Genomic DNA, 13,301 nt, shown 5'->3' with positions numbered 1-13,301 from the left:
CATAATAGCATGAATAAGCTGAAATAAAAAAGTTTGACGTGTTAACGTCAAACTTTTTTATTAGAACTGTAGCAGTGCCAACAACAAAATGGCTAGGACGACTTGAACAGTTCCTACTGATAAACCATAGATTAAGAAACGTTTGCCTTCTTGGAAAAACTTTTTAAAATCGAGTCGTAACCCGATTGCTGCCAAGGCAGTAATTTCAAACCAAGAACTAAAGAAATGAGCAGTCTCACTGATCACGACGGGGAAATGAATCAAACTATTAAAGACACAGGCAATGAAAAAGCCAACTACATACCAAGGTAGGGCGCTACTTTTTTTGGTGACTTCTACCAACTCAGCCTCTGATTCTGCCGTCTTACTTTGCTTGAAACGTCCAAATAAATAGACAACTGCTACGAGTAGGACAATTCGCATAATTTTAAAGAGCATCGCAAGTTGAACTGCGTTCTCATTGACCATATTGGCACTGGCGACAACCTGACCAACTGATTGTAAAGTCCCTCCGATTAGTGCGCTACGAGCCAACAAATTGGTACCATAGAGAATCCCACTTAAAATGGGTAAGGTCAACATTAAAACGGTACCTAATAAGTTTACTAAAGTAATGATTTGGCCTTTTTCTTCCTCATCTGCTTGAATTGCTGGAGCAATCGAAGCAATGGCAGAAGACCCACAAACGGCATTACCACCAGCCATCAATAAAGACATATTATCAGAAAAAGCCAGTTTTTTACCGATCAAATAGGCAAAAATAATGGTCAGCGACATTTGAATGAGAATAAATGCGACACCTTGTAAGCCAATTTGGGCAATCGTTTGAAAGGTCACGGTGGTTCCCAATAAAACAACAGAAAATTCTAGTAATTTACTTTCGGCTACTTTGGTTCCGCGATTTAAATTGGCACCGCGAACAAAGGTATTTCCCAAAAAGATTCCTAGTAAAATAGCTATCGTTGCGGCGCCTAAGCTAGGTAACCAGATGGCAAGAAACTTGCTAAGGCAGGCGACAAGGAAAGCTGTTAGCAAGCCGGGAAGAATTTGGAATAAAGATTGGATATAATCATTTTCTGAATTTTTCATTGAAAAAATCTCTCTTTCTTGTTCATTACTTCCAGTATAACGAAATTTTTTACATTTGAGAAATAAATAGTTAAAATAATATTTATAATAGAAAGTTATCGAAAGGATACCTATGTTTAAATTATTAAAGACTTTTCAAATTGTGTATGAGCAAATGAACTTTTCCAAAGCAGCTACCTGCCTATATATCTCACAACCAGCCGTTTCTAATCAAATCAAACAATTAGAAGAAGAATTAGGCTGTTCATTGTTTTTAAGAAATGGTCGACAAGATGTAGTCCCTACTAGGCAAGCAGAAGTCTTGTATAATCGTTTGCTAAATTTAGCTGATGATTGGCAAGAAACATTAACAGCTCTTCATCAGGCGAGATTACCTAAAGAAACTTGCCGAATTGCTGCGTCTAATACTTTTGCAGTTTATTATTTGCCGCAACTGATGCAGCATTTGCAGACACAGTATGCAACAATCAATTTTGTTTTAGAAATGAACAATTCAGAAGAAGTAGTGGAAAAAGTTGAAAAACATCAAGTTGATTTTGGCTTTATCGAAAAACCATTAATTACGAAAGGCGCCTCTCGTGAAGAAATTATTCAGGATCAATTGGTTTTAGCTGGGGACCCTGCCAATCAGAATTGGTTGGTACGTGAAAAGGATTCTGGGGTCTTTCATTATACCCAACAGTATTTAGAAGAAAGTAATCAAAGCCCAACACTCATGACGGTTAAAAATAATGAAATGATTGTTAAAATGTTGGAATTGGGTATGGGGCAATCGTTGCTTTCAAGAAAAGCGATTACTGAAAAAATTCCTTTCCAAACGTTAGGTGAAAAGTATTGGCGTTCCTTTTATTTTTTGACACGGGGACATTTAAAATCCTCCTTGCTTCAAGAAGTAAAACAAGCAATTTATCGATTCTATCAGACGGAAATGAATAAATACTAAAACGTTCTCTTTGTTTATTTATCAATCTTTGACTACACTAAAGAAAACGAAGGAGGGAACCACAATGCCTAAATTTTCACCATGTTTATGGTTTGACACACAAGCGGAAGAAGCTGCTAACTTCTATACAACAATCTTTGAAAAAGGTGCGATTCTAAGTAAAACGAACTACGTTAATGAGGAGCACCAACCTCAAGGAACATCATTAATGACCATTGAATTTACCTTGGCGAACCAAACAATCATTGGTTTAAATGGCGGACCAGAATTTTCCTTTACGCCAGCTAGTTCATTTTTTGTTGAATGTAAAACATTATCACAAACAGAAACGTTGTGGAAAAATTTAACAACAGATGGACAGATATTGATGCCTTTTGGGGAATATCCTTTTAGTCCTCTATATGGTTGGGTAGTGGACAAATTTGGTGTCTCTTGGCAAGTGTCTTTTTCAGGAAAAGAACAAACAATTGTACCAACCTTTATGTTTGCTAATGAAAAATATGGCGAAGCAGCCAAAGCTCTATCAGAATGGTTGGCGATTTTCGGTCCAGGCGAAATAATTGAAAAAGTTGAATATGAAGATGGGAATATTGCGCAAGCACTTTTCACATTACAGGAGCAACCGTTTCGAGTAATGGATGCACGAGATAAACATGACTTTGATTTTACCATGGCCTTCTCCATTTATATTGATTGTGAAAATCAGGAGGAAATAGATCGGCTATGGCAACAAGTGACTGCTAAAGGGAAAGAATGGCCGTGTGGCTGGATGGAAGATCAATTTGGGGTCAGTTGGCAAACAGGCAATCCTGAACTGAAACGTTATTTATCTGACTCAAATCCAGCTAGAGCAAATGAAGTGACCAAAAAATTGTACCAAATGAAAAAAATAGATTTAAACCAGTTAAAAGAAGTGTATGACAAATATAATCATTAGAAAAACTGAGGTTGTCTGATCGACTACACTTCGTTACGTTGGTATCAATTCCAATACATGGAACATACTAGAGTTGAAGGGCTTGTCTTTTAAGGATCAAGACCTTCAACTCTTAAAAAAGGCTCGATTCTTGCGAGTTCCAAAGAGGCTGCTTCTATTCTGTTGTTTATCTTAAGGGTTAGGACTCTGCCGATTTTTTTATAAGATTATGCTATAATTAAGAGTAGTAAATTATTGAAGGAAAAATGAAAAGTCCAAAATAGGAAGTGGTAAAATGATTGAGTTAATTGTGTTGTTAACAGTTTTTACTTATGGAACGAACTTTGTTTTATATCTTATTTTGAAAAATAAAAAGTCCATGCCAATTGTCGAAAAAGCTTCTATTGTATTAGGAATTAATATGTCTGTGTTATTATTAGATGGTATTTTTGCTTTTGTTGGTAAATTCATCATGTTATCAGAATGGGAATTATTAGCGCCTATTTTTGAAATAGTGTAAAAATCATCATAAAGTCCTATATCCAAAAAGAATGAAGTTTGTTAGGATAAGAAAGATGAAAATTTAGAAATAAAAGAGGTGGGATTGCATGGCTAAAATCATGATTGTCGAAGATGAAACAACCATTCGAGAATTAATTAGCGAGGAATTACAAAAATGGCAATTTGAAACGATTGGAACAACCGATTTTAATGATGTATTGGATGATTTTCAAGAGGAGAATCCTCAATTAGTCTTGATGGATATTAATTTACCTGTGTACGACGGGTACTATTGGTGTCAAAAAATTCGTGAAGTTTCTAAAGTACCAATTATTTTTATTTCGAGTCGTAGTACCAATATGGATATGATTATGGCGATGAACATGGGCGCGGATGATTTTGTTACAAAACCGTTCCAGATAGATGTTTTAATTGCTAAAATCAATGCTTTGTTGCGCCGCTCTTATAACTATTCCGATACGGATAGTGAAGTGCTTTCACATAATGGCATTACTTTAAATGTGGACAATGGACGAATGGAAATCAAAGGCGAAATGATCGATTTAAGTAAAAATGAATACCGATTACTGTATCTTTTAATGAAAAAGCACGGAAAAATTTTAACACGTGAAAAACTATTGCGCGCTTTATGGGACGATGAACGTTTTGTGGATGACAATACGTTGACGGTAAATATCAATCGTTTACGAAAAAAAATTGAGCAAGCAGGGATTGCTGGCTATATTGAAACCAAAGTGGGCGTCGGTTATATGGTGCCCTAGATAGGAGTAGACAATGACCATTCTAAAGTATTTAAAAGATCGCTGGTTATTACTAATTGGTTGGTTATTTTTTCTGTTCTTAACTTGTTTTATTTTATGGTTGGCTCCTAATGTCCGCTTAGATTGGACAGTGGTTGGCTATATCTTTTTACTGCAAAGTGTTTTTTTATCGCTATTTTTAACAATTGATTATTATTTAAAACGTAAGTGGTGGCTTTCGTTGGCAACGGAAAAAGAGCCGCCTTCTTTACAAGAATATTTGAATACAGCAGAAAAAGAAGAAGAACTACTTGTCCAAACGTATATTAACGGTTTATTGCAAGAGCACCAACAAACCATGCAGCAAGCAATTAACAACCAACAGGACCAAAAAGATTACATTGACTCTTGGGTTCATGAAATCAAAGTCCCCCTAGCGGCTATCACGTTACTGGTACAATCTGTCGAAGATGATATTCCAGAGAAAAAATATTATCTATTGGAAAATGAGTTAGGGAAAATTGATGAATATGTCGAGCAAGTCCTATATTATGCTAGATTGGACAGCTTTTCTCGAGATTATTTACTTCAAGAATATTCTTTAAAAGAAATTGTGCAATCTGTTGTTCGTACGCAAGCAAATTATTTTATCCAAAAAAGATTGCAATTCTCAATTGAAGGAGAAGATGAAGCGGTTTTAACCGACCGAAAATGGGTCATTTTTATTTTCCGCCAATTATTAAGTAATGCAGTCAAATATACGCCAGAAGGTGGCACGATTACGGTCCTAATTTCCAAAAATAAACAAGGTGTTTATTTATCTTTAAAAGATTCTGGAATTGGCATTCCGACGCAAGATCAACGACGCATTTTTGATAAAGGATTTACTGGTGAAAACGGGCGGAAAAGTGAACAGCATTCGACTGGTCTTGGCCTGTATTTGGCCCATAGCTTAGCGAAAAAGTTAGGTCATGATTTAACAGTCGAATCGACAGAAGGGCAAGGTACGACGATGACATTGTTTTTCCCTTCCCTCAGTTATTATAATGAAGTGAAATAAAAAGTAGGTCTATCAGCAAATTAAAGAGGTGATAGGCCTTTTTTTATTTATTAAAACTTTCTTGCTAACTTCTCTTACTCTTCTTAGTTGTTTAGAAAACGTTTTTATTGTTAGAATGAAATGAAATAAATTTGTTAGGAGAATATTATGAGTTTACTTATCGCTTTAGTGCCCATGATTGCGTGGGGCAGTATTGGTTTAGTCAGCGGTAAAATTGGTGGAAGCGCCAATCAACAAACGTTAGGTATGACAATCGGCGCATTACTATTTTCAATTGTTGTCTTTTTTGTTATCCAGCCTACGTTGACGACAGCCACATTAATTGTTGGATTTATATCTGGTTTATTCTGGAGTTTGGGACAGAATCAACAATTTCATAGCATGAAATATATGGGCGTTTCAGTTGGCTTACCAATTTCAACTGGGATGCAGTTAGTTGTTAATACCGTTGCAGGGGCTGTTTTTTTCCATGAATGGACAAAAACAAAAGACTTTGTTGTAGGCTTTATCGCTTTAGCCTTTTTAGTTTTTGGGGTGTATTTAACAGCTCGACAAGATGATGATAGTCAACCGAAAACCTCAAACAGTATGTTAGATTTTAATAAAGGGATTCGGGCGTTGATTTTCTCAACAGTTGGGTATGGCGTCTATACCATCATTATTAATGCCACTGGTTTAGATCCGTGGGGAATTATTTTGCCACAAAGTATTGGTATGTTAGTGGGGGCTAGTTTCTTTGCCTTCAAAAAAGTCAAAGTTGATCGTTTTGTTTGGATGAATATGACGACGGGTCTGCTTTGGGGCTTAGGAAATATTTGTATGTTATTAACCATGCGTGAAATTGGCTTAGCTATTAGCTTCTCTTTATCACAAATGGGGATTATTATTTCGACTCTTGGGGGCATCTTCCTTTTAGGGGAAAGAAAATCAAAAAAAGAAATGTTTTATGTTATTTTTGGTTGCATTTTTGTTATTCTAGGTGGTATTCTTTTAGGGTATATGAAAGCGTAAATAGTTTATTTACGCTTATTTTTTTTACGGGGGTAAACACATGTCTATTTTCAGAAAAAAAGAAATCACTGTGCCTGTCAATGACAGTGGTGGGATGAAAAAAAATCTTAAGACGATGGACTTAATTTTTCTAGGAATTGGGGCTGTAGTAGGAACAGGGATTTTTGTTGTGACAGGTGTCGCAGCGGAACGCTATGCAGGTCCAGGGCTCGTCTTATCATTTCTGGTAGCAGCAGCCGCGATTATTTTATCTGGTTTATGCTATGCAGAATTTGCATCACGTATTCCGGTCATTGGTGGGCCGTATGCCTACATGTATGTGGTCTTTGGAGAAATTGTGGCTTGGATGACTGGTTGGATGATTATTTGTGAGTTTTTCTTGGCGGTTTCATCCGTTGCTTCAGGTTGGTCAGGCTATGTCCATGGCTTTTTGGATAGCTTAGGTTTTTCTTTGCCGCAAGCGTTAAGTGGCGCTTATAATCCAACAAATGGTACATATATTGATTTGATTGCCATGTTGGTCGTTGTAGCTGTAACTTTTTGGGTATCTTTAGAAGCGAAAACAGCGTTACGTTTAAATAACTTAATGGTTTTCGTGAAGTTTGGGATTATTTTATTATTTGTTCTTGTTGGGATCTTTTATGTGAAACCAACGAACTGGCAACCATTTATTCCTTATGGTTTTTCAGGCGTTTTCAGTGGGGCTGCTTTAGTTTTCTTTGCCTTTCTAGGGTTTGATGCGGTCAGTATGGCCGCGGAGGAAGTGAAGAATCCGAAAAAAGATATTCCAAAAGGGATTATTGGTTCCATTATTATTTCAACATTGTTATATATTGTTGTTACGTTAGTTTTAACTGGGATTGTTCCATTTACGGATTTAGGGGTCAAAGATCCGGTGGCTTTTGCGATGCGTTTCATTAATCATGGCGCAATTGCGACAATCATTTCAGTTGGCGCTATTTTAACCTTATTAACAGTGACGATTGCGATGATGTACAGTTTAGCCCGTGTGATTTATGCGATTAGTAAAGATGGATTATTGCCGCAGTTTATGAGCAAAATCGATGAGAAGCGGCACACACCTAAGAATGCAACCTATGTAGCTGGATTTTTAGCAATGATTTTTGCTGGGATTGTTCCAATGGAGATGTTGGCTGAACTTACAAATATCGTGACACTCTTTTATCTGATGTTTCTCGCTTTAGGAATTATCAAATTACGGACAATGAAAGGAGAACCGCAAGCAGGTGAATTTAAAGTACCACTTGTGCCGGTTCTACCATTAATTTCAATCGTGGTTTGCGCGGCTTTGATGTTCCAATTATCTTTAGCTACTTGGCAAGTATTTGGCGTAGCCGTAGTGATTGGTTTGGCTATTTATTTCTTTTATGGACGACACCATAGTATCGTTCGTTTCGAGACAAAAGAATAAAAATGAACGAAAAAAGAGAGGAATACTTGTCAAATAGACAGGTGTTTCTCTCTTTTCTTTCTGGCATTTTCTTCATTTTCAAGAGAAAACCGACAAGAAATATAGTTTAATAATGTCTAATTATGGTATACTGTTTAGGAGTAAATCCTGAGGGTTTAGGAAAATGACTAAAGGAGGTTTTTTCTGTATGTCACAGAAAGAAACATTTTATATTACCACCCCAATTTATTACCCAAGTGGGAAGTTACATATTGGGAATTCATATACAACAATCGCCTGCGATGCAATGGCCCGTTACAAGCGTTTAATGGGTTTTGATGTATTTTATTTAACAGGTGTGGATGAACATGGCCAAAAAATTGAAAAAAAAGCTGCTGAGTTGAATGTGACACCAAAAGAGTACGTTGATAAAATGGCAGCAGATGTTCAAAAATTATGGAAAACATTAGATATCAGCTATGATAAATTTATTCGGACAACGGATGATTATCACATGGCAGCCGTGCAACAAATTTTTGATCGTTTAGTAGAACAAGGAGATATCTACCTTGGAGAATATGAAGGTTGGTATTCAGTTTCTGATGAAGAATTTTTCACTGAAACACAATTAGCTGAAGTATATCGTGACGACGAAGGCAATGTCATTGGTGGGAAAGCACCAAGTGGTCACGAAGTCGAATTAGTTAAAGAAGAATCCTATTTCTTCCGCATGAGTAAATATGCGGATCGCTTGGTACAATATTACGAAGAACATCCAGAATTTATTCAACCAGAATCTCGTAAAAATGAGATGCTAAATAACTTCATCAAACCAGGATTGGAAGATTTAGCCGTTTCAAGAACGACTTTCTCTTGGGGAATTCCATTAAAAAATGATCCAAAACATGTGGTTTACGTATGGATTGATGCGTTATCAAACTATATTACAGCACTAGGTTATGGCTCAGAAGATGATTCATTATTCCAAAAATATTGGCCTGCGAACGTGCAAATGGTTGGGAAAGAAATCGTACGTTTCCATACGATTTATTGGCCAATTATGTTAATGGCCTTGGATTTACCATTACCGAAAAAAGTCTTTGGACATGGTTGGTTATTGATGAAAGACGGAAAAATGTCTAAATCTAAAGGAAATGTTGTTTACCCTGAAATGTTAGTAGAACGCTACGGTCTAGATGCGTTACGTTACTATTTATTACGAGCAATTCCATTTGGTAGTGACGGCGTCTTTACACCAGAAGATTTCGTTTCTCGCTTAAATTATGATTTAGCTAATGACTTAGGAAACTTGTTGAATCGAACAATTGCGATGATTAATAAATATTGTGATGGCAAAGTACCAGCCTATGCTTCAAAAGTTACCCCATTTGATAGTGAACTATCGACAACTGCGGCGAATGTTATTGGAAAATATCATGAAGCAATGGAAAAAATGGAATTTAATACGGCCATTGCAGAAATCTGGACGCTAGTTTCTCGTGCAAATAAATATATTGATGAAACAGCGCCTTGGGTATTGGCTAAAGAAGAAGAGAAACGCAACGAATTAGAAAGTGTCATGATCCATTTAGCGGAAAGCTTACGAATTGTGGCAATCTTATTGCAACCAGTCATGACAGAAACACCAGGGAAAATTTTCGAACAATTAGGCTTAGATCCAGAAACAATGAACATGGAAAATATTCATTTTGGTGAGTTCCCAACAGACGTAACAGTAACAAGTAAAGGAACACCTATTTTCCCACGTTTAGAAATTGAAACAGAAGTAACGTATATTCAAAAGAAAATGTCCCAAAGCGAAAGTGCTACAGAAGAGGATATTAAATGGAATCCAGAAGAAACAACGTTGGTTTCAACGAAAGAAAAACAAATTAAGTACGATGATTTCGATAAAGTGGAATTAAAAGTTGCCGAAGTTATTGACTGTAAAAAAGTCAAAGGAGCAGATAAATTATTGCAATTCCGTTTAGATGCTGGAGATGAAAACCATCGTCAAATTCTTTCAGGTATTGCTGAATTTTATCCAGATCCAGCTGCGCTAATTGGCAAAAAAGTAGTCATTGTGGCTAACTTAAAACCAAGAAAAATGCGTGGTCAAATTAGCCAAGGAATGATTCTTTCAGCTGAATCACCAGAAGGTAAACTTCAAATTGTTGAAGCACCAAAAGAAATGCCAAATGGTGCAGGAATCGCATAAAAGCATAAGTGGTAAAGATAAAAGGTGAATTGTAACCTTTTATCTTTACTACTTTTTTTGTATACTAGAAGAAAAGTGATTTGATGTGGGGGAAGTTTGATGGCTTATCATAAATTTAAATTTTATGAGCAACGAAAAAATGATCCTAAATGGCGTCCGTATTATTTAGAAGCTATGAGAGTAAGGGAACAAGCACGGCTAACAGTTCAACGTAGAAAAAGAAGGGCAAGAATTAGAACCTTTTTAGTGGTTGCGATACTGGTTATTTTAGTTTTTCTGTTATTGGCTCATTGGACATATTCACAAACAAATGAACTCTCTTTCTCCAGTTTTATCGACGTCCTAAAATCGAAAATCAACGAATTTTTAAATTAAAAGAATCGAAGAAAAGCCTAGAAAAAATCATTTGCGATTTTTCCTAGGCTTTTCTATTTTAGAGTTTCACTTTTTTAGGTATTCGTTTTTTACCAAAACGGCCTTTCGTTAGGCGACTTGGTAAAATAATCAGTAAGAGTGAAAAAGGGACACTAATAATTTGCCACGTGAGTAAACGGCCTAAGCTATTATTTTTATAGAGCCACTCTAATATAAAATGCAGCCCTAAAATACTTAACAAAGCCAAGCCTGTCAGGAAATAAGGCGTTGATACCCAGTCGGTCGTTTTCAAGAGGCTAAAACCTAAAGGAATTAGATAAAAGTAAGCACTTGTTAAAGTAATACGCCAACTTTTCATAACGGTGCCTAAATTAATTATAAAAAAAAGTAAAGATAGGACTAAAGCAAAAGGTGGAAACAAAGCCACTAACGCCGAATAGATGGTTCCCCAGACGAGCATTAAGGGACCTTTAACAATAGCGGCAATAAGTGTAAACAAGCCAATTAGGAGTAACTGCTGTGTCAGTGAGCCAAAAGTTAGTAAGCCAAATAAAATAAGCAGTAGCCAGTGCCAAATGGTTTGGTTTTGTTGTTTTCGCTCAATAGTTACATTTTTTTGGATAGAGGTTTTTAAAAAATTTTCTAAATCAGGTGATTGTTTCACTTTCTCACACTCCTCTCAACTTAAGAGACAACAAACGAGTAGGTCTGCTAATTAAAAAGCAGTACCTACTCGTCTATTATAAGTGGTTTTTCTAAAAATAAAATCCGCCTTAAGTCTCAGTTACTGGGCTGCCAAGTAAGGTGTAAACCATTCAGAAAGTGTGCCGGTATAAGGTAAAACGACCCGTTTCATTCCACGAGAAATAGCAGTATACAGGATTTTTTTATCTCGTTTATTGTCGGAATAACGATTAACATTTGGGTTATGAAGAATTACATTATCAAATTCTAGACCTTTTGCCATATCAATTGATAAAACTTGCAGTGACGGATGCTCTTCCAATGAAAGAGAAGCACTAAGTTCTTTTGTTAATTGTTCTTTTTCTGCAAATGTTTTAGTAATAATGGCGGTGCTTTCTTTCGGATCAAAAGTTGCAATGGAAGTGACGATTGCTTTAAGATAGTCAGACGCAGAGTCACAAGGAATAAATGTCGGCTTTTCTCCATCATGCCGGATGGGCACAATGGTTAATTGCTCTGGTTGAGTGCCTAATGTTTGGAAGAGTCGTGTAATTTCTTTACTTGAACGGTAACTGTTTAATAATTGATAGGTTCCAACAGAACGGCTGGTTTCGTTAACCAATAGATCATGGGCTTCAGAAAATTCAATGGCTGTATTAAAAATGGCTTGATTTTCATCACCAGCTAAAGTAAAACTAGCTTTAGGGAAAAGTGTCAGCAGTAATAATAATTGGGCTTCTGTATAATCTTGGACTTCATCGACTAGGATAAAAGCCATTTGCTGGTTGGCGAGGTTTTCAATAAATGCATGTTTCACCAAAATAAGGGCCACAATTTCATCGGCTGTGAAAACAGCTGTCTCTTTTTGATACGATTTTTCAGTGAATAAAGAATAAAACGTTTCAAAAAAGGCCCATTGATCTAGCCAAGCATCATTTTTGATAGCGGCAGTGATAGAGCGATATTTTTTCTTCAAACGTTTTAAAGCAAAATCAGCCAGATATTTTTCATTATCTTCGGTAATCACTGTGCCAAAATAACGAACTTGTTCAGCTTCTGTTAAATCTTGGAATTGATCCAACATTTTTTTAGAATGGGCTTGTTTTAATAAGTACCGTGTCCAAAGACTGGTTAATTTTTCTTTTGTGGCTGAAATTCGTTGGCGAATACTCAAGTCAGCTGGTGTTTCTTGATAAAGTTTAAAAATTGTTTCTGAAGTAAATAAGGTCTGCTTTTTAAAAGTTAAAGGACGGAAAAAATGTGGCTGCACAACCGCTTTTTCAGGATTGCTTAAAAGAAACGTTGCAAATTCTTTTGAACGAATAACGTGCTCTTGCTCCGTTGCCTCAGAGCGAGTAATGCGTTCGAAATAGTCCGTTTCTTCTTCCATTGGCCATGATTCTTTGGTAGTGAAGCGCAAAAATTGTAAAAGAGTCAAATTCAAGGGATTTCGTTCGCCTAAATTCGGTAAAACTTGAGAAATATAATCAATAAATGTTGAATTTGGTGAAAGTAATAAAATATTATCCGCTGTAATTTCTGCTCGATGTTGATAAAGTAAATAAGCAATCCGTTGCATAATCGCAGACGTTTTCCCACTACCAGCAATCCCGTTGACTAGTAGGAGTGGCTGCGTTTCGTCACGAATTATTTGATTTTGTTCTTGTTGAATGGTTGTCGTAATGTCCTTCATATAAGGAGAAGCATCTTCTTCTAAAGAATGCAATAACACATCATCTTGAATCGCAATGGTTGTGTCAAAATAGTTGATTAATTGATCTTTTTCAATAATTAACTGTCTTTTCAAATCAAGTTGTACAGGAATGGTTTGTTGATGTGCCGTGTAGGCTGTTTTCCCTAAAACATTGTCATAAAATAACGAAGCAATCGGTGAGCGCCAATCGTGAATGCGCGTTTCTTCTTCTAAAGAAGTAAAATCGTTTACGCCAATATAAAAGTTTTCTGGCTCTTCAGGGCTGTCTTCAAAAGTCACGCCAATTTTGCCAAAATAAGGAACTTGTAATAGGCGTTTCACTTTGTCTAAATTTTTAGCCGTTGCTTCATTTTTTAAGTTCCATTGATCAATTTCACGGTTCTTCATTTCCAACATGGCAAACGTTTCTAGATTATCGGCATAACTATCAAAATTCAGCTTAGAATCGCGACCAAATTCCTCTAGCATATGTTTGCCATCTTTCATTGTGTTCGCCAATTGCTCTTCGTAAACTTTTTTAGCCGCTTGCAGCTCATGATAAACCGTTGTTAAATACTGTTGTTCATAAATTTTTTCATCGGTCATGGAGATTCCTCCTTTTAATAACATGACTGAATA

General features: G+C 36.3%; 12 protein-coding genes. 9 read left to right on the top strand and 3 right to left on the bottom strand.

What is annotated here, in order from left to right:
* Nucleotides 1–60 precede the first annotated feature (60 nt).
* Entirely contained in the window at nt 61–1,089 is a 1,029-nt protein-coding gene (locus IGI97_RS10485) for a YeiH family protein (RefSeq protein ID WP_002355805.1), read from the bottom strand.
* A gap of 112 nt (nt 1,090–1,201) precedes the next feature.
* Between IGI97_RS10485 and IGI97_RS10480 the strand changes: the two genes are divergently transcribed.
* From IGI97_RS10480 to IGI97_RS10440, 9 genes are all read left to right on the top strand, one after another.
* A complete protein-coding gene (locus IGI97_RS10480) occupies nt 1,202–2,032 on the top strand; it encodes a LysR family transcriptional regulator (protein ID WP_002358839.1) in 831 nt (276 codons plus the stop codon).
* 64 nt (nt 2,033–2,096) lie between these two features.
* Nucleotides 2,097–2,969, top strand: coding sequence for a VOC family protein (locus IGI97_RS10475; protein ID WP_010713823.1), 873 nt, complete (start codon nt 2,097–2,099; stop codon nt 2,967–2,969).
* A 274-nt stretch (nt 2,970–3,243) separates the two neighbouring features.
* Complete coding sequence (locus tag IGI97_RS10470; protein WP_002355808.1) at nt 3,244–3,468, top strand: hypothetical protein; 225 nt, start codon at nt 3,244–3,246, stop codon at nt 3,466–3,468.
* Nucleotides 3,469–3,556: 88 nt separating this feature from the next.
* Nucleotides 3,557–4,231 (top strand): two-component system response regulator SapR, encoded by a 675-nt coding sequence (sapR, locus tag IGI97_RS10465; protein ID WP_002355809.1) that lies wholly within the window; start codon nt 3,557–3,559, stop codon nt 4,229–4,231.
* Nucleotides 4,232–4,244: 13 nt separating this feature from the next.
* Nucleotides 4,245–5,270, top strand: a complete 1,026-nt coding sequence (gene sapS, locus IGI97_RS10460; protein WP_002355810.1) for a two-component system sensor histidine kinase SapS — start codon at nt 4,245–4,247, stop codon at nt 5,268–5,270.
* A gap of 147 nt (nt 5,271–5,417) precedes the next feature.
* On the top strand, nt 5,418–6,281 hold the full coding sequence (locus IGI97_RS10455) for a GRP family sugar transporter (protein WP_002355811.1): 864 nt from the start codon (nt 5,418–5,420) through the stop codon (nt 6,279–6,281).
* Nucleotides 6,282–6,321: 40 nt separating this feature from the next.
* Nucleotides 6,322–7,713, top strand: a complete 1,392-nt coding sequence (locus IGI97_RS10450) for an amino acid permease (RefSeq protein WP_173968557.1) — start codon at nt 6,322–6,324, stop codon at nt 7,711–7,713.
* Between the two features lie 187 nt (nt 7,714–7,900).
* Nucleotides 7,901–9,910 carry a methionine--tRNA ligase gene (gene metG / locus IGI97_RS10445; protein ID WP_002355813.1) on the top strand — a complete coding sequence of 670 codons (2,010 nt, stop codon included), beginning with the start codon at nt 7,901–7,903 and terminating at the stop codon, nt 9,908–9,910.
* Nucleotides 9,911–10,009: 99 nt separating this feature from the next.
* Nucleotides 10,010–10,285 carry a hypothetical protein gene (locus tag IGI97_RS10440; protein ID WP_002361374.1) on the top strand — a complete coding sequence of 92 codons (276 nt, stop codon included), beginning with the start codon at nt 10,010–10,012 and terminating at the stop codon, nt 10,283–10,285.
* A gap of 58 nt (nt 10,286–10,343) precedes the next feature.
* On the opposite strand, the gene IGI97_RS10435 is transcribed toward IGI97_RS10440, so the two are convergent.
* Nucleotides 10,344–10,949: a hypothetical protein gene (locus IGI97_RS10435; protein ID WP_002383359.1), complete on the bottom strand. Its 606-nt coding sequence runs from the start codon at nt 10,947–10,949 to the stop codon at nt 10,344–10,346.
* Nucleotides 10,950–11,069: 120 nt separating this feature from the next.
* A complete protein-coding gene (locus IGI97_RS10430) occupies nt 11,070–13,292 on the bottom strand; it encodes a HelD family protein (RefSeq protein WP_438738589.1) in 2,223 nt (740 codons plus the stop codon).
* Nucleotides 13,293–13,301 lie beyond the last annotated feature (9 nt).

Source organism: Enterococcus sp. DIV2419, assembly GCF_051711865.1.
In the GTDB taxonomy this organism is placed as follows: Bacteria; Bacillota; Bacilli; order Lactobacillales; family Enterococcaceae; genus Enterococcus; species Enterococcus faecalis.
The sequence above is the reverse complement of the archived record's forward strand: the minus strand, read 5'-3'. Positions and strand labels throughout refer to the sequence as shown.